The organism is Mesorhizobium sp. B2-7-2 (assembly GCF_006440775.1).
GTDB lineage: Bacteria > Pseudomonadota > Alphaproteobacteria > Rhizobiales > Rhizobiaceae > Mesorhizobium.
On the sequence record NZ_VFTZ01000010.1, the window covers coordinates 20,999 to 38,035 of the forward strand.

The 17,037-nt window shown below is 64.1% G+C and carries 11 protein-coding genes; 10 read left to right on the forward strand and 1 reads right to left on the reverse strand.

Features of this window, described 5'->3' with window-relative positions; translation table 11 throughout:
* Nucleotides 1–139: 139 nt before the first annotated feature.
* The 8 genes from FJ425_RS15475 (at nucleotide 140) to FJ425_RS15515 (ending at nucleotide 11,106) form a co-directional block, all read left to right on the forward strand.
* Nucleotides 140–1,807: an amidohydrolase gene (locus FJ425_RS15475; protein ID WP_140724660.1), complete on the forward strand. Its 1,668-nt coding sequence runs from the start codon at nucleotides 140–142 to the stop codon at nucleotides 1,805–1,807.
* A gap of 140 nt (nucleotides 1,808–1,947) precedes the next feature.
* Nucleotides 1,948–3,048 (forward strand): ABC transporter ATP-binding protein, encoded by a 1,101-nt coding sequence (locus FJ425_RS15480; protein ID WP_140632246.1) that lies wholly within the window; start codon nucleotides 1,948–1,950, stop codon nucleotides 3,046–3,048.
* A gap of 9 nt (nucleotides 3,049–3,057) precedes the next feature.
* The gene (locus tag FJ425_RS15485; protein ID WP_140632243.1) at nucleotides 3,058–3,981 is read left to right on the forward strand and encodes an ABC transporter permease; all 924 of its coding nucleotides are present in this window, start codon (nucleotides 3,058–3,060) and stop codon (nucleotides 3,979–3,981) included.
* A complete protein-coding gene (locus FJ425_RS15490) occupies nucleotides 3,974–4,777 on the forward strand; it encodes an ABC transporter permease (protein ID WP_140632241.1) in 804 nt (267 codons plus the stop codon). Before FJ425_RS15485 ends, FJ425_RS15490 begins: the two co-directional genes overlap by 8 nt.
* 28 nt (nucleotides 4,778–4,805) lie before the next feature.
* Nucleotides 4,806–5,840 (forward strand): extracellular solute-binding protein, encoded by a 1,035-nt coding sequence (locus FJ425_RS15495; RefSeq protein WP_140541766.1) that lies wholly within the window; start codon nucleotides 4,806–4,808, stop codon nucleotides 5,838–5,840.
* Nucleotides 5,841–6,069: 229 nt separating this feature from the next.
* Complete coding sequence (locus tag FJ425_RS15500; protein WP_140632238.1) at nucleotides 6,070–7,266, forward strand: serine hydrolase; 1,197 nt, start codon at nucleotides 6,070–6,072, stop codon at nucleotides 7,264–7,266.
* 29 nt (nucleotides 7,267–7,295) lie between these two features.
* The gene (locus FJ425_RS15505) at nucleotides 7,296–8,474 is read left to right on the forward strand and encodes a serine hydrolase (RefSeq protein ID WP_140632235.1); all 1,179 of its coding nucleotides are present in this window, start codon (nucleotides 7,296–7,298) and stop codon (nucleotides 8,472–8,474) included.
* A gap of 310 nt (nucleotides 8,475–8,784) precedes the next feature.
* On the forward strand, nucleotides 8,785–11,106 hold the full coding sequence (locus FJ425_RS15515) for a Tex family protein (protein WP_140632232.1): 2,322 nt from the start codon (nucleotides 8,785–8,787) through the stop codon (nucleotides 11,104–11,106).
* Here the strand turns inward: FJ425_RS15515 and FJ425_RS15520 are convergent, their stop codons facing one another.
* Entirely contained in the window at nucleotides 11,107–12,018 is a 912-nt protein-coding gene (locus FJ425_RS15520) for a LysR family transcriptional regulator (protein WP_140632229.1), read from the reverse strand. It lies immediately after the preceding gene.
* Nucleotides 12,019–12,123: 105 nt separating this feature from the next.
* Between FJ425_RS15520 and FJ425_RS15525 the strand changes: the two genes are divergently transcribed.
* Both FJ425_RS15525 and FJ425_RS15530 read left to right on the forward strand, forming a co-directional pair.
* A complete protein-coding gene (locus FJ425_RS15525) occupies nucleotides 12,124–13,320 on the forward strand; it encodes an acyl-CoA dehydrogenase (RefSeq protein WP_140632227.1) in 1,197 nt (398 codons plus the stop codon).
* A gap of 366 nt (nucleotides 13,321–13,686) precedes the next feature.
* A complete protein-coding gene (locus FJ425_RS15530; protein ID WP_140724663.1) occupies nucleotides 13,687–17,037 on the forward strand; it encodes a transglutaminase family protein in 3,351 nt (1,116 codons plus the stop codon).

Consider the following 17,037-nt stretch of genomic DNA (forward strand, 5'->3'; position numbering starts at 1 on the left):
TCCACGCTGTCTTCAATGATAACAAGGGGAATTTCGAAGACGGCGCATCGGCATCGATTTTGTCCCATGGCGCCGCCCCGGTGGAGCGGCAGCCCGTTGGACGTGCGCTGTCGATCACTCAGCAAAATGTGGAGTCGCGATGTCGGTTGCGGATGGTGGTGCGGATCTTGTGGTCGTCAACGGCCGCGTGCTGACCATGGACGATGACAATCCCGCTGCCGAGGCCATTGCCGTCAAGGACGGCGCCATCATCGCAATCGGTAGCCGCGCTTCCATAGAAGACCTCAAGGGACCGGCGACAAAAATTGTCGACGCCCAAGGCGGCTCGGTCCTGCCGGGCTTCATCGAAGCGCATATGCATCTGTTCGGCGGCGCGGCCGAGCTCGACAATCTGCATCTGGCGGGCGTGCACGGCTTCGAGGCGCTGCGCGACGCGATCCAGGATTTCGCGGCGAAGCGCCCGGACGCCAGGCTTCTGATCGGGGCCGGCGTCGACTATGCCATCCTGCCGGAGCCGGTGACGCGCCACGATCTCGACCGCATCATTCCCGACCGTCCGTTCGCCATGTCGGCTTCGGACCACCACACGATGTGGGCGAACACCAAGGCGCTGGAAGAGGCCGGCCTGCTTCATGGCAGGCAGATCAGGCAGGGCAATGAGATCGTCATGGGCGCCGATGGGCTTGCCGCCGGCGAGCTGCGCGAAAGCGAGGCATTCGGACCGGTCCTCGACCATTACGGGGCGAGCCGGGCGCGGCTTGGCCTCGAGGGTGCCGAGCCGGATCCGTATCCTTCGGAGAAGGAACTGGCGGCCGATCGCGATCTGATGCATCGCGGCCTTGAATGGTGCGCCAAGCATGGCATCACTTCGATCCAGAACATGGACGGCAATCTCTACCAGCTCGATCTGCTGGCCGGGCTGGAAAAAGAGGGGCGGCTCCTTTGCCGCACCAAGATCCCGTTCCACTTCAAGAATTTCATGAAGCTGGACATGCTGGAGAAAGCCTCGCGGATGGCCGCGAGCTACAATTCCGAGTGGCTGTCGTCCGGCATGGTCAAGCTCTTCTATGACGGCGTGCTGGATTCCTGGACGGCGGTGATGGTCGACGACTATGCCGATCGGCCCGGATGGCGCGGCGAGCCGCTGTTTTCGCCGGAGCATTTCGCCGAGGTGGCGGTCGAGGCCGACAGGCGCGGGCTGCAGATCGCCGTGCATTCGATCGGCGATGGCGCCGTACGGGCAGTGCTCGACGGCTACCAGGCGGCGCTGAAGAAGAACGGTCGGCGCGACAGCCGGCATCGCGTCGAGCATATCGAGGTGATCACGGCTTCCGACGTGCCGCGCTTCGCCGAGCTCGGCGTGTTGGCGTCGATGCAGCCGGCGCATCCGCCCGGTGCGCTGAACTTCCCGCTCGAGCCGACGATCTCGCGCATCGGCCGCGACAAGTGGCCGTTGAGCTATGCCTGGCGCACGCTGAAAAATGCCGGCGCGCGCGTGGTGTTCGCTTCCGACTGGCCGGTCTCGCCGGTCGATCCGATCTTGTCCATCCAGGCGGCAGTGATGCGCAAGCCTTGGGCAGAAGGCATGCCGGACCAGAGCTTCTCGTTGCAGGAAGCAATAGAGGGTTACACGGTGGAGGGCGCTTATGCGGAGTTCAATGAACATCGCAAGGGCCGCCTCAAGACCGGATATCTCGCCGATATTGTCGTCCTGTCGCCCGATATCGAGGCGACCGCGCCTGAAGCGCTGCACACGGTGCATCCGGTGACCACCATCTGCGGGGGGAAGATCACCTACCAAGCCTAACGATGGCATAGGAATTGCTTAATTGGATGGGGACTCGGATCGAGTCACTGCTGCGCAGTTGCCAAGCCGACCGGCTTGTGGTGACAATCAAAACAGGAACACACCTGCCGAGAAGAGCAGGCGCTCTCAATGGGGTAATCGTGCCGGAACAACCGGGTAAGAACGCGATCGAAGTTCGCGGTGTTCGCAAGGTCTTTGGAACAGGCGAGAACCAGGTAGCCGCTCTCGACACCGTGTCGGTGTCGATCCGCGAGAACGAGTTTTTCACACTGCTCGGCCCGTCCGGATGCGGGAAGACGACGCTGCTGAGATTGATCGCCGGTTTCGATTTTCCGACCGCCGGCGAGATCCTGCTGCACGGGCAGGATATCGCGCCGCTGCCGCCCTACAAGCGCCCAGTCAACACCGTCTTCCAGAGCTACGCGCTCTTCCCGCACATGACGGTGGCGCAGAACATCGGCTTCGGGCTGGAAATGCTCGGCAAGCCGAAAGGAGAGACCGAAGCGCGCGTCGCCCAGATGCTGAAGCTGGTCAAGATGGAGGCGCTGAAGGCGCGCCGCACCAGCCAGATCTCGGGCGGCCAGCAGCAGCGCGTGGCGCTGGCCCGCGCGCTGGCGCCGCAGCCCAAGGTGCTCTTGCTCGACGAGCCGTTGTCGGCGCTGGACTACAAGCTGCGCAAGGAGATGCAGATCGAACTGAAGCGTCTGCAGCACGAAACCGGCATCACCTTCATCTTCGTCACCCACGACCAGGAGGAAGCGCTGACGATGTCCGATCGCATCGCGGTCATGTCGGCCGGCAAGATCCTGCAGGTCGGCACGCCGCGCGACATCTACGACCGGCCGGCCGAACGCTTCGTCGCCGACTTCATCGGCGAGACGAATTTCATCGAAGGTGAGGTGAAAAGCGCAGCCGACGGGCGCGCCACCGTCAGGCTCTCGACCGGCGCGGAAATCCCGGCATCGCTGCCGGAAGGTTTTACGCCGTCGGGCAGCGTTACGCTCGTGGTGCGGCCGGAGCACGCCCACATCGGTCCGGCCGACGCCAACGCTTCGCTCAGGGGCACGGTCGAGAACGTCGTCTATCTCGGCACCGACACGCATCTCCATCTCAAGCTCGACGACGGCAGCGCCTTCATCGTGCGGCGGCAGAACAGCCGCGGCGGTGGCGAAGCGCTTGCGCCGGGCAACCGCGTGGGCGTCGCGATCGGCCCGAATGCCGCTCAGGCGCTGAAGGACTAGAGGACAATCATGGCCAACGCCGAGGAAATTGCTCGCGCAGCCGACGCCAGGGACATACGCGACCGCTGGCTGCTCTCGGCGCCGGCACTCGTCATCATCCTTCTGGCTGCCACCGGGCCGCTTTTCGTGATGTTGGCTTATTCCTTCATGCTGAAGGGCGACTATGGCGACGTGCAGTTCGGCACCTTCTCGCTGGACGGATGGACATCGGTCCTGTTCCAGCGTGACATCTTCGACGACACGCTGGGCCTGGCGGACGCGCATCTGTCCATCTTCTGGCGTTCGATAAGCCTGTCCTTCTACACCACCGTGCTGACGTTGCTCTTCGGCTTCCCCACAGCCTATTTCATCGCCACGCGACCGCCGAAGACACGCGAGGTGTGGGTGTTCCTCGTTACCATTCCGTTCTGGACGAATCTCCTGATCCGCACCTTCGCCATGCAGCAGGTGATCCGCAACGAAGGGCTGGTCAACACGGCGCTGATGGCGCTCGGCATCATCAAGCAACCACTGCAGATCATGAATACCGACGCCGCCATCTTGCTCGGCATGATCTATATCTATCTGCCTCTGATGGTGCTGCCGATCTACGCCTCGATGGAGAAGCTCGACTTCAGGCTGGTCGAGGCCGGATATGATCTCTATGCCGGCCGCTGGCAGGTTCTGCGCCGCATCATCTTCCCGTTGATCAAGCCCGGCGTCATCGCCGGCTCGATACTGGTGTTCATTCCCTCGCTTGGCGCCTATGTCATTCCGCGTGTGCTGGGCGGCGGCAAGAACATGATGCTCGGCAACCTGATCGAGCTGCAGTTCGGCGCGGGCCGCAACTGGCCGCTGGGCGCGGCCATCTCGATTACGCTCATGGTGCTGGTGATGATCGCGCTGCTGTTCTACGTGCGCAATGCATCCGGGTCGGAGGGCGCCCATGGCTAAGCGTCCGTTCGACATCCAGGCGCAACCAGGCTTCGGCTTCATGGCGCTTCTGACCTTCTTCGCGCTCTATCTGCCGATCGCGGCGCTCGTCGCCTATTCGTTCAACGCGGCGGATTCGCTTTCGCGCTGGGATGGCGTCTCACTGCGCTGGTTTATTTCGGCCTGGCACAATTCGGCGGTGCAGGACGCCTCCATCCGCTCGCTTGTGCTGGCGGTCTCGGCCGCCGCGCTGTCGACGATCGCCGCCACCATGGCTGCGCTTGCCACGACCCGCACGCGTCCCTATCCCGGCCTTACCTTCAAATACGCCTTCATCAACCAGCCGCTGATGGTGCCGGAGATAGTCACCGGCGTCGCGCTCCTGATCGTGTTCTCGCGCATCAAGGTCTGGACCGGTTATTCAGGACTCGGCTATCTGATCGCCGCGCACACCGCCTTCTGCATCCCGTTCGCTTACCTGCCGATCCGGGCGCGGCTGGAGAGCATGGACCTGACGCTGGAGCGCGCAGCCGCCGACCTATACGCCACGCCGTGGAAAGCCTTCCGTTTCGTGACGCTGCCGCTTTTGAGGCCGGCCATCATCGCGGGCTTCATGCTCGCCTTCGTCATTTCGCTCGATGATGTGGTCATCACCGAATTCGTCAAATCCGGCGGGCAGGATACGCTGCCCACCTACATGCTCGGCCAGTTGCGGCGCGAAACGAGCCCGGAAATCAATGCGATCGCCACCGTATTCCTGGCGCTGTCGGTGGTGCTCGTAACCACGTTCTACTTCGTCAATCGGCGCAAGCCATGATCAACGATTGCCAAACGGGAGAATAGCAATGAAATGGAAGACAACGGCCGCCACGGCGGCATTCGCATTGTTTGCCTTTGCGGGCAGCGCGTATGCGGACGGCGAACTCAACATCTTTAATTGGGGCGACTACACCAGCCCCGAAATGATCAAGAAGTTCGAGGATACCTACAAGGTCAAGGTGACGATCACCGACTACGACTCCAACGACACCGCGCTATCCAAGGTACGCGCCGGCGGTCACGGCTTCGACATTGTAGTGCCGTCCGCCAATTACGTGCAGATCTGGGTGAAGGAAGGGCTTCTGCTCGAGGCACGGCCCGACCAGATGGAGAACTTCAAGAATGTCGACGAGCGCTGGGTGAACGTTCCTTGGGATCCGGGCCGTCACTACACGGTTCCGTGGCAGTGGGGCGTGACCGGTATCGGCGTCAACACAAAGGTCTATGGCGGCGATATCAACACGTCGGCCATCTTCCTCGATCCGCCGAAGGAACTGGTCGGCAAGATCAACGTCGCGCCGGAAATGAACGACGTGCTGTTCGCCACCATCAAATATCTGGGCGGCGACTGGTGCACGGACGACAAGGAACTGCTCAAGAAAGTGCGCGACAAGCTGGTGGAGGCCAAGCCGAAATGGCTGGCCATGGATTATAGCGTGACCGAGAAGCTGCCGGCCGGCGACTATTCGGCCGTCTACTACTGGAACGGCGCCATCATGCGCTCGCGCATCAAGAACCCCGACATCAAGTTCGGCTACCCGAAAGAGGGCTTCCCCTTTTTCATGGACAGCGTTGCCATCCTGAAGGATGCCAAGAATGTCGACAACGCCAAGCTGTTCATGAACTTCATCATGGATCCCGAGAACGCCGCCATGATCTCCGCCTTCGCCAAATATGCCAATGGTATCAAGGGCTCAAAGGCGTTCATGCCAGCCGACATGAAGGATGCGCCCGAACTGGTGGTACCGCCAGAACTGGAGAAAGCGGGCCAGTTCCTCACCCCCTGCTCGCCCGAGGTGCAGCAACTCTACACGCGCATCTGGACGGACGTTCAGAAATAGCGGCACGCCGCCTCTTCCCGCGCGAGCGCGAAGAGGGTCAAGGGCCGGATGAGGGGTGGCGCTCAATTCGCACGTTCGCGCCGCCCCTCACCTGGCATGCCGGGGCTGCCCTTCTCCATGGCGTCGGGCGTCGTCACTCGAGGGCCCATTCGGGGCTTTCGTCCGCTGTGCAGACCGCTCCTCGTTCAAGTAAACGGAAGGGGCGGCATGCGGCGGCAGGGAAATTCTCATGCAATCCTATCGCAACTCCGATCCGCGGCCGCCGATCATGCAGGGCTCGCCGCCCAGGCTGGTGCCGCCGAGGCTCGATTGGGATCGGCCGCCCTGGAACCGCTGGGCCTTCCAGCATATCCGCGAATTCCTGCCGACCATCGAGGTGTGGCGCGGCAGCGGCCATCGCCATCGCCTCGAGCGCGCGGAGGTGGATCTCGACGATCTGCCGGTGGCCGACAGCAACGGAGCGCCGACGACGCTTGCCGGCTTGCTCGACGAAACCTATGCCGACGGCTTCCTGGTGCTGAAGGACGGCAGGATCGCCTATGAGCGCTATTTCAACGGCATGGACGAGCGCACGCTGCATCTGTCGCAATCGATGGCGAAGTCGGTCACCGGATCGGTGTGCGGCATCCTGGTCGGGCGCGGCCTGATCGATCCGGGCAGGCTGGTCACCGACTATCTGCCGGAGCTTGTCGAGACCGGCTGGGCCGGCGCCACTGTGCAGCATGTGCTCGACATGACGACTGGCGTGCGTTTTTCCGAGGAATATACCGACCGCTATTCCGAGATCGGTCAGGTCGACGTCGCGACCGGCTGGAAGCCGATCCCGCCGGGCAGCGATCCGGACTTTGCGTGGCCGTCGCACCTGTTCGAGCTGATCCTGCGGCTGAAGGACAGGGTGCGCCCGCATGGCGAGGCGTTCGAATACCGCTCGATCGAGACCGACGTGCTCGCCTTCATCATGGAGCGGGTGAGCGGCAAGCGCCTGGCGCAGCTGATCTCGGAAGAGCTCTGGCAGAAGCTCGGCGCCGACGAGAGCGCCTGCTTCACCGTCGACAGCGCCGGCTATGCGCTTGCCGATGGCGGCTTCAATGCGACGCTGCGCGACTATGGCCGCTTCGGGCAACTGATCCTCGACAATGGCGGCGGCGTGATCCCGGCCGACTGGATCGAGGCGACGCGCAGCGGCAAGCACGGGCCGAATTTCAGCCCGAGCCTTCCCGACGGCAGCTACCGCAACCAGTTCTGGATCGAGGATCCGCGCTCGCGCTCGCTGATGTGCCGCGGCGTGTTCGGCCAATTGATCCATATGGACTGGGAACACAGGATGGTCGTGGTGAAGCTTTCGAGCTATCCGGATTTCGTCAACTCCACCTATTCGGTGGCGACGCAGAAGGCGGTGCATGCCATTGCCGCGGCGCTGGCCTGAAACCGCAAAACAAGATCCGGGAGAGTATCATGAGCGGCAAGACCGCGTTCGAGGCCAGATACGGCTTTGCCCGCAAGGATGTGCGGCTCGACAACTGGCGGCTTTCGCCGTTCAACCGATGGTCGTTCCAGAATGTCGGCGAGCTGGTGCCGAGCGCGCATATTGCGGCGGCGCCCGGCGGCGAAAGCCAAGCGAAGTCGCTCGGCGCATTGCTTGAGGAAAGGATATCGCTTGCCGGCGGCAGCGAGACCGTCGAGAGCTTCCTGAAGCGTTCCGATACGTACGGGCTGACGATCCTGAAAGCCGGCAAGCTGGTCGGCGACTGGTCGGCGCCGCATATGCCGTTCGGAGCGCGCCATATCATCTTTTCGATCAGCAAGTCGGTGACGGCGATCCTCGCCGGCATATTGGAAGGCGAGGGGTTGTTCGATCCCAGCGCGCCGGTAACGCACTACATCCCTGAAGCCAAGGCCTCGGCCTATGGCGACGCGAGCGTGCGCAACGTGCTCGACATGACGGTCAGCCTCGATTTCGAGGAAGCCTATCTCGATCCGGAAAGCGCCTTCGCCCGCTACCGCCGCTCGACTCTGTGGAACCCTGGCGGCGGGTCCGAAAGCCTCGCCGCGTTCCTTATGACGATCCAGCGCCTTGCCGAGCCGCATGGCCAGACCTATCGCTACCGCTCGCCCAACTCGGATGTGCTCGGCATCCTGGTCGAACGCGCGTCTGGCAGGCGCGTCATCGAATTGCTCAGCGAGAAACTGTGGCAGCCGCTGGGTGCTGGAAGCGAAATGTCGGTGACGGTCGACATGGAAGGCACGGCGCGCACCGCCGGCGGCATGTCGATGACGCCGCGCGACCTTGCCCGCATCGGCGAGATGATGCGGCAGGGCGGCACGACCAATGGCCGCCGCATCGTGCCGGAAGCCTGGGTGCGCGACACGGTCGCCACCGGCGGCAGCTTTGAGGCCTGGCAACGCGGCACGATGGCGTTTTTGTTCCCGAAGGGACGCTACCGCAACAAATGGTACCAGACCGGCCACGACAGCGGCGCCTTCTGCGGCATCGGGATCCACGGCCAGTGGCTTTACGTCAATCCGAAGACGGAAGTGGTCATCGCCAAGATGTCGTCACAGCCGGAACCCGTGGACGATAAGCTGGATGGGGACATTGTGGTCTTTTTGGAAACGTTGAGCGGGATTGTATGAGTGGCGTCGTCGCATTCGGTTGTCGATGCTGGCGCTGCCCCTCATCGCCCTGCCGGGCACTTCTCCCCGTATAGTGACGGGGAGAAGGGGCTGGCCGCCACGCTGGCATCTTTTCTGCAGCGTTGGTGATTTGGCGAACCCGGCGATGAGAGCGCCCCTCCCCCCGTCACTATACGGGGAGAGGATGCCGGCAGGCAGGTGAGGGGCAGCGCCAACGTTAGACCGGTTTCCTGTGGACCCCCACGTCCAATGCGGTTGGCGCAGCCGGCATCCCGGCCTATGGTCGCCGCTCTTTTCCGCAGGGACCAGCATGGCATCGGACATCAAGCGCATCGCAGCAATCATCGCGGCCGAGATCGGTGCGCGGCCGGAGCAGGCAGCTGCAGCAATCGGGCTGCTCGACGAGGGCGCGACAGTCCCCTTCGTCGCGCGTTACCGCAAGGAAGTCACCGGCGGGCTTGACGACACGCAATTGCGCGACCTTTCCGAGCGCCTCGCCTATCTGCGCGAGCTCGACGCACGGCGCGAGACGATCGTCAGCTCGATCCGAGAACAGGGCAAGCTGACCGAGGAGCTCGAGGCCAAGATCGCGGCGGCCGCCACCAAGGCCGAGCTCGAGGATATCTATCTGCCCTACAAGCCGAAGCGGCGCACCAAGGCCGAGATCGCCAGGGAACGCGGGCTCGGGCCGCTCGCCGAGGCGATCCTCGCCGATCGCTCGAAAATTCCCGCCGAGCTTGCGCTCGCCTATGTCACGGAAGAGGTGGCCGACACCAAGGCCGCGCTCGAAGGCGCACGCGACATCCTGTCGGAGCAGTTCGCCGAAAATGCCGATCTGGTTGGCAAGCTGCGCGCCTATATGAAGGAACGCGCTTTCCTGCGCGCTCGCGTCGTTGACGGCAAGCAAGAGGTCGGCGCGAAATTCTCCGACTATTTCGACCATGTCGAGCGCTGGGCAGGCGTGCCCAGCCACCGCGCCTTGGCCATGCTGCGCGGCCGCAACGAGGAAGTGCTGTCGCTCGACATCGAGGTCGATGCGGATGATCAATCGCCGGTGAAGCCAGTCGAGCGGATGATCGCCAATGCCTATGCGATCGGCAGCAGCTTGCCCGGCGATAAATGGTTGATGGACGTAGCCGGCTGGACCTGGCGGATAAAGCTGTCATTGCATCTGACGCTCGACTTGATGCGCGATTTGCGCGAGCGGGCCGAGGAAGAGGCGATCCATGTCTTTGCCCGCAATCTGAAAGATCTTTTGCTCGCGGCGCCGGCCGGTTCGCGACCGACCATGGGGCTCGATCCGGGCATACGCACCGGCGTCAAGGTGGCGGTGGTCAACGGCACCGGCAAGCTGGTGGCGACGACGACCGTCTATCCGTTCCCGCCGAAGAACGATGTGCGCGGCGCGCAGGTCGAGCTTGCCGCCCTGATCCGCCAGCACAAGGTCGAGCTGATCTCGATCGGCAACGGTACCGGCAGCCGCGAGACCGAGAAGCTGGTGGCCGACATGCTGGCTGACCTGCCGGGAGGTGCGGGGCCGAAGCCGCTCAAGGTGATCGTCAGCGAGGCTGGCGCCTCAGTCTATTCCGCTTCGGCGACGGCAGCGGCGGAATTCCCCGGTCTCGATGTCTCGCTGCGCGGCGCGGTGTCGATCGCACGGCGCCTGCAGGATCCGCTGGCCGAGCTGGTCAAGATCGAGCCGAAGTCGATCGGCGTCGGCCAGTACCAGCACGATGTCGACCAGTACCGGCTCGGCCGTTCGCTGGAAGCGGTGGTCGAGGATGCGGTGAACGCCGTCGGCGTCGACCTCAACACGGCCTCGGCGCCGCTGCTTTCGCGCGTGTCGGGCCTTGGGCCGTCGCTCGCCGAGGCGATCGTTGCGCATCGCGACACGGTCGGGCCGTTTGCCAGCCGCAAGGACCTGCTCAAGGTGGCGCGGCTCGGGCCGCGCGCATTCGAGCAAAGTGCCGGCTTCCTGCGCATACCGAACGGGACAGAGCCGCTCGACGCGTCATCGGTGCATCCTGAAGCCTATGGCGTGGCGAAGAAAATCGTCGCAGCCTGCGGCCGCGACGTGCGCGCGCTGATGGGCGACAGCGCCGCGCTCAAGGCGCTCGACCCGCGCGTCTTCGTCGACGAGCGGTTCGGCCTGCCGACCGTGCGCGACATCATCGCCGAACTGGAAAAGCCTGGACGCGACCCGCGACCCGGGTTCAAGACGGCGACCTTCGCCGAGGGTGTCGACGACATCAAGGATTTGAAGCCGGGCATGCTGCTCGAAGGCACCGTCACCAATGTCGCGGCCTTCGGCGCCTTCGTCGATATCGGCGTCCACCAGGACGGGCTGGTGCACGTATCGCAACTGGCCGACCGCTTCATCAAGGACGCGCATGAGGTGGTGAAGGCGGGCGATGTCGTGAAGGTGCGGGTCGTCGATGTCGACATCAAGCGCAAGCGCATCGGGCTGTCGATGCGCAAGGATGGCGGCGAGGGCGGTGCGCCTCGTGGCGGCCAACGCGATCACGGCGGCGGTAAGCCAGCGCCGCGCTCGCCGGCGCCGCAGCGCCAGACGGAGCGACCTTCGCAGGGCGCGTTCGGCGCCGCGCTCGCCGAGGCGATGAAGCGGAAGTAGCTACCACGCCAGGACAGCCGGCTCCTTGCCGATCTGACTCAGCAGCCAGTCGCGAAAACTGGCGACCGCCGGGTGGCCGCGCTTGTCGTGCGGCACGACGAGGTAATAGGCGCTGCGGCTCTGCATCGGCGTGCCCGGCGCCGGCACCAGCTGGCTGCGCTGCAGTTCGCCGGCAATCAGGATTTCCGGCAGCAGCGCCACGCCGAGGCCGGCCATGCAAGCCTGCGCGACGGTGCCGAACTGCTCGAACTGCATGCCGGGCCCGGTCGGGGCCTCGAGCCCCTGATTTTCGAACCACTCGCTCCAGGCGCCGGGGCGGGTTGCCATATGCAGCAACGGCAGACGACTGATATCGGTCGGCGTGACGATGGCGCGGGTGGCGAGGAATCCGGGCGAAACCACCGGCATGACGGTCTCGCGCATCAAGAGCGTGCAGTCGGCCTCCGGCCAGTCGGGCATGCCGTGATGGATCGCGGCGTCGAGCCGCTCGCGGGCAAAGTCGAAGCGTCCGATGCGGGTGGCGAAGTTGATGGTGATGTCGGGATGGCGGACGACGAAATCCGGGATCAGCGGCATCAGCCAGCGCGTGCCGAAAGTCGGCAGGATAGCAAGGTTGAGAACGCCGCTATGCCGATTGCTCATCAATCCAAGCGCCGCATCACGCAATTGGCCAAGTGCCGAGCGCACCGCTTCGGCATAGATCTCGCCGGCCGGCGACAGCCTCACATTGCGGCTGTCGCGATCAAATAAGCGCCGACCGAACTGCTCTTCCAAGAGGCTGACCTGCCGGCTGACGGCGCCTTGCGTCAAATCGAGCTCGCGCGCGGCGGCGGTGAAGGAGCCGAGACGCGCAACCGCCTCGAAGGCGGCGAGAGTGGCGGTGTTGGGTAGAAGGCGGCGCTGGACATTCATGATCCATTACTAACGCTCATTGATCAGCGATGCAATTTCGTTTGATTTTTCCTCTGCGGAGGCGGATAAGCCGCGCAATCCAAGAATTTGCCGGGAGTGTTGGCCATGGCCGCCGAGAAGAACGCGTTCGTCTGGAACGATCCTTTCCTGATCGAGGACCAGCTTTCCGAGGATGAGCGCATGGTGCGCGACGGCGCTGCCGCCTTCGCCGCCGACAAGCTGGCGCCGCGTATCGAGGAAGCCTATGCCGACGAGAAGACCGACCCGTCGATCTTCCGCGAGATGGGCGAAGCGGGCCTGCTCGGCATCACCATTCCGGAAGAATATGGCGGGCTGGGCGCCAACTATGTGACCTACGGCCTGGTGGCGCGCGAAGTCGAGCGCATCGATAGCGGCTATCGATCGATGATGAGCGTGCAATCCTCGCTGGTCATGTATCCGATCCATGCCTACGGCTCGGAAGCGCAGCGCAAGAAATACCTGCCGAAGCTGGCGTCGGGCGAATGGATCGGCTGTTTCGGGCTCACCGAGCCGGACGCCGGCTCCGATCCAGGCGGCATGAAGACGCGCGCCGAGAAGACCGCGAGCGGTTACAAGCTCTCCGGCTCCAAGATGTGGATCTCGAACGCGCCGATCGCTGACGTCTTCGTCGTGTGGGCGAAGCTGAAGGGCGATAACGGCAAGGATGAGATCCGCGGCTTCGTGCTGGAAAAGGGCATGAAGGGACTGTCGGCGCCGAAGATCGGCGGCAAGTTGTCGTTGCGGGCGTCGATTACCGGCGAGGTGGTGCTGGAAGGCGTCGAGGTCGGCGAAGAGGCATTGCTGCCCAATGCCAAGGGCCTCGGCGGTCCGTTCGGCTGCCTCAACCGGGCGCGCTACGGCATCTCCTGGGGAGCGATGGGCGCGGCCGAGGATTGCTGGCACCGGGCGCGGCAATACGGCCTCGACAGAAAACAGTTCGGCAAGCCGCTCGCCGGCACGCAATTATTCCAGAAGAAGCTCGCCGACATGCAGACCGAGATCGCGCTTGGCCTGCAGGGCTCGTTGCGCGTCGGCCGGCTGATGGACGAAGGCAAGATGGCGCCGGAGATGATCTCGATCGTCAAGCGCAACAATTGCGGCAAGGCGCTCGACATCGCCCGCCAGGCCCGCGACATGCATGGCGGCAACGGCATCCAGATCGGCTATCACGTCATGCGCCACGCGCAGAACCTGGAGACGGTCAACACCTATGAGGGCACGCATGACGTGCATGCGCTGATCCTCGGGCGGGCGCAGACGGGGATCCAGGCGTTCTTTTAAGGCAGTACTTTCGTCATACTCGGGCTTGACCCGAGTATCCATGCCGTGACGTAGAAGCGCTGCTGCGATACAGGAATTTTCGGTGCACGAGCACGACGGAAGTTTGTTTGCAACGCCGCGTTCTCCGGCCGGCGTCACGGAATGGATTCTATGGTCTGCGCTGCGTCGCTTCGCTCCTTGCTCCGCCATAGAATGACGAAGGCGCAGAGGTCTTCGCCAATCGCAGACGTTGGAGACTGGCCGTTACCCGGCGACGTCGATCGTCTATTAGCTGCTTAAATTAGGTGCAGCGCAACATCTCTGCTTGGAGAATGGACAGCATTTATGTCAGGGTTCGGTGACCGAAACGCCGAACTCCGGGGTACCATGGCAATTCAGGCAGCCGTTCATCACCTGACCCATTACAAATATGACCGGCCGGTGGTGCTCGGTCCCCAGGTGATCAGGCTGCAGCCGGCGCCGCACTCGCGCACCAAGGTGCTCAGCCATTCGCTGAAGGTCGAGCCGGCAAACCACTTCGTCAACCTGCAGCAGGATCCCTACGGCAACTTCCTCGCCCGCTTCGTCTTCCCGGAGCCGGTGACGGAATTGAAGATCGAGGTCGACCTCGTCGCCGACATGACGGTCTATAATCCGTTCGACTTCTTCGTCGAGGAGAGCGCCGAGACTTTCCCGTTCGACTATCCGGGGGAGATCAGGGAAGACCTCGCCATCTACCGCGCGCCGGAGCCGGCCGGGCCGCTGTTGACGGCATTCCTTCGGACGATCGACCGCAGTCCGACAAACACCGTCAATTTCCTCGTCGACCTCAATGCAAGGCTGCAGCGCGAGATCGCCTATATCGTGCGCATGGAAACGGGTGTTTATTCGCCCGAGGAGACATTGGCCGCCGGCAAGGGCTCCTGCCGGGATTCGAGCTGGCTCTTGGTGCAGATCCTGCGCAATCTGGGCGTCGCCGCGCGCTTCGTCTCCGGCTATCTGATCCAGTTGAAGCCGGATCTCGTCTCGCTCGACGGACCGCCGGGGACCGCTGTCGACTTCACCGACCTGCATGCCTGGTGCGAGGTCTATATTCCCGGCGCCGGCTGGATCGGTTTCGACCCGACCTCCGGGCTGCTGACCGGCGAAAGCCACGTGCCGCTTGCCGCGACGCCGCATTTCCGCAATGCCGCGCCGATCTCAGGCATGGCGAGCTTCGCCAACGTCGATTTCCACTTCGACATGCGGGTTGACCGCATCGCCGAGCATCCGCGCATCACCAAGCCATTTTCGGACGAAAGTTGGGAGGCGCTCGATCGACTGGGCGAAAAGGTCGACGCGGTGCTGAAAGACGGCGACGTGCGGCTCACCATGGGCGGTGAGCCGACCTTTGTGTCGATCGACGATTTCGAGTCCGCCGAATGGAACACGGCCGCCGTCGGCCCGACCAAGCGCGACAAGGCGGACCAGCTCATCCGCCGGCTGCGCGAGCGCTTCGCGCCGGGCGGCTTCCTGCATTACGGCCAGGGCAAATGGTATCCCGGCGAGAGCCTGCCGCGCTGGACCTTCTCGCTCTACTGGCGCACCGATGGCGAGCCGGTCTGGCGCGATCCGTCGCTGATCGCGCGGGAGAAGGGCAGCGCCGCCATTGGCCCGGAGCAGGCCGAAAGCCTGCTCACGGCGATCGCCGGCGAGCTCGGCATCGACAAGGCGATGGTCGGCGAGGCTTATGAGGATCCGGGCGAGTGGCTGCTCAAGGAAGGCAAGCTGCCGGACAATGTCGATCCGTCCAATTCGAAGCTGGAGGACCCGGAAGAGCGCAGCCGCATGGCGCGCGTCTTCGAGCGCGGCCTGAGCAAGCCGTCAGGCTATGTGTTGCCGGTGCAGCGCTGGAACAGCCAGGCTGTGGGGCAGCGCTGGCGCTCGGAGAAATGGAAGACCAGGCGCGGGCGCCTGTTCCTGGTGCCGGGCGACTCTCCAGTCGGCTACCGCTTGCCGCTCGGTACGTTGCCCTATGTTCCGCCGGCGCAATTTCCTTACATCGTGCCGGTCGACCCGTCCGTGCCGCGCGGCGCGCTGCCGGCGCGCGATGCGATCCTGCCGGAAGGTCCAGGCGGCGGCGCCGACGAAATGGCGCGTCAGCAGGCCGAAGCCTCCTTCACCGCCGCCACGGCCCAGCAGGACCGCGTCGAGCAGCGACTGACCGAGATCGGCGGCGCGGTGCGCACGGCGCTCACCGTCGAGCCGCGCGACGGCAGGCTCTGCGTGTTCATGCCGCCGGTCGAGGCGCTGGAGGATTATCTCGAACTGGTGGCGGCGGCGGAAAATGCTGCCAAGGCCATCGGGTTGCCGGTGCATATCGAGGGCTATGCTCCGCCGCACGACCCGCGCCTCAACGTCATCCGCGTCGCGCCCGATCCAGGCGTCATCGAGGTGAACATCCATCCTGCCGCCAACTGGCAGGAATGCGTTGCCACCACCACGGCCATCTACGAGGAAGCGCGGCAATCGCGGCTCGGCACCGACAAGTTCATGATCGACGGCCGCCACACCGGCACCGGCGGCGGCAATCATGTCGTGGTTGGGGGTGCTACGCCCAATGACAGCCCGTTCCTGCGCCGGCCGGATCTTCTGAAGAGCCTGGTGCTGCAATGGCAGCGGCATCCGTCGCTGTCCTATCTGTTCTCAGGGCTGTTCATCGGCCCGACCAGCCAGGCGCCGCGCATCGATGAGGCGCGGCACGATGCGCTCTATGAGCTTGAGATCGCGCTGGCGCAGGTGCCGCATCCCGACGCGGGCGCAGCACCCTTGCCCTGGCTGGTCGACCGGCTGTTCCGCAATCTCTTGACCGACGTGACCGGCAACACGCACCGTTCGGAAATCTGCATCGATAAATTGTTCTCGCCGGATGGCCCGACCGGCCGGCTCGGCCTTGTCGAGTTCCGCGGCTTCGAGATGCCGCCCAATGCGCGCATGAGCCTCGCCCAGCAATTGCTGGTCCGCGCGATCATCGCCCGGGCCTGGAAGAACCCGCTCGACGGCCGCTTCGCGCGCTGGGGCACCTCGCTGCACGACCGTTTCATGCTGCCGCACTACGTCTGGGCGGATTTCCTCGACGTGCTGGAGGATCTGAAGCTCAACGGCTTCGACTTCCGCCCCGAATGGTTCGCGGCCCAGCTCGAATTCCGTTTCCCGTTCTGCGGCGAGGTGCAACATGCCGGCGTCAAGCTGGAGTTGAGGCAGGCACTGGAGCCCTGGCACGTGATGGGCGAGCAGGGCGCTATCGGAGGCACGGTCCGCTTCGTCGATTCCTCGGTGGAGCGGCTGCAGGTGCGAACCGAAGGCCTCAATCCGGAACGCCACGCCATCGTCTGCAACGGGCGCGTCGTGCCGATGAAGGTCACCGACAATCGCGAGGTCGCGGTGGCCGGCGTTCGCTTCAAGGCCTGGCAGCCGGCGTCCGGCCTGCATCCGGCGCTGCCGGTCAACACGCCGCTGGTCTTCGACATCTATGACCGCTGGTCGGGCCGCTCGGTCAGGGGCTGCGTCTACCATGTCGCGCATCCGGGCGGCCGCAGTTACGACACCTTCCCGGTCAACGGCAACGAGGCCGAGGCGCGACGGCTTGCCCGGTTCGAACCGCGCGGCCACACGCCGGGCGGATATGTGCTGCGTGACGAGGAACCTGCTGAAGAGTTCCCGATGACCCTTGACCTCAGGCAGCCGGCGAGATTCTGA

Bases quoted from the DNA above. Each gene is read 5' to 3' on its own strand.
- FJ425_RS15475 (WP_140724660.1), top strand. From the start codon at position 140: ATGTCGGTTGCGGATGGTGGTGCGGATCTTGTGGTCGTCAACGGCCGC.
- FJ425_RS15485 (WP_140632243.1), top strand. From the start codon at position 3,058: ATGGCCAACGCCGAGGAAATTGCTCGCGCAGCCGACGCCAGGGACATA.
- FJ425_RS15490 (WP_140632241.1), top strand. From the start codon at position 3,974: ATGGCTAAGCGTCCGTTCGACATCCAGGCGCAACCAGGCTTCGGCTTC.
- FJ425_RS15495 (WP_140541766.1), top strand. From the start codon at position 4,806: ATGAAATGGAAGACAACGGCCGCCACGGCGGCATTCGCATTGTTTGCC.
- FJ425_RS15500 (WP_140632238.1), top strand. From the start codon at position 6,070: ATGCAATCCTATCGCAACTCCGATCCGCGGCCGCCGATCATGCAGGGC.
- FJ425_RS15505 (WP_140632235.1), top strand. From the start codon at position 7,296: ATGAGCGGCAAGACCGCGTTCGAGGCCAGATACGGCTTTGCCCGCAAG.
- FJ425_RS15515 (WP_140632232.1), top strand. From the start codon at position 8,785: ATGGCATCGGACATCAAGCGCATCGCAGCAATCATCGCGGCCGAGATC.
- FJ425_RS15520 (WP_140632229.1), bottom strand. From the start codon at position 12,018: ATGAATGTCCAGCGCCGCCTTCTACCCAACACCGCCACTCTCGCCGCC.
- FJ425_RS15525 (WP_140632227.1), top strand. From the start codon at position 12,124: ATGGCCGCCGAGAAGAACGCGTTCGTCTGGAACGATCCTTTCCTGATC.
- FJ425_RS15530 (WP_140724663.1), top strand. From the start codon at position 13,687: ATGGCAATTCAGGCAGCCGTTCATCACCTGACCCATTACAAATATGAC.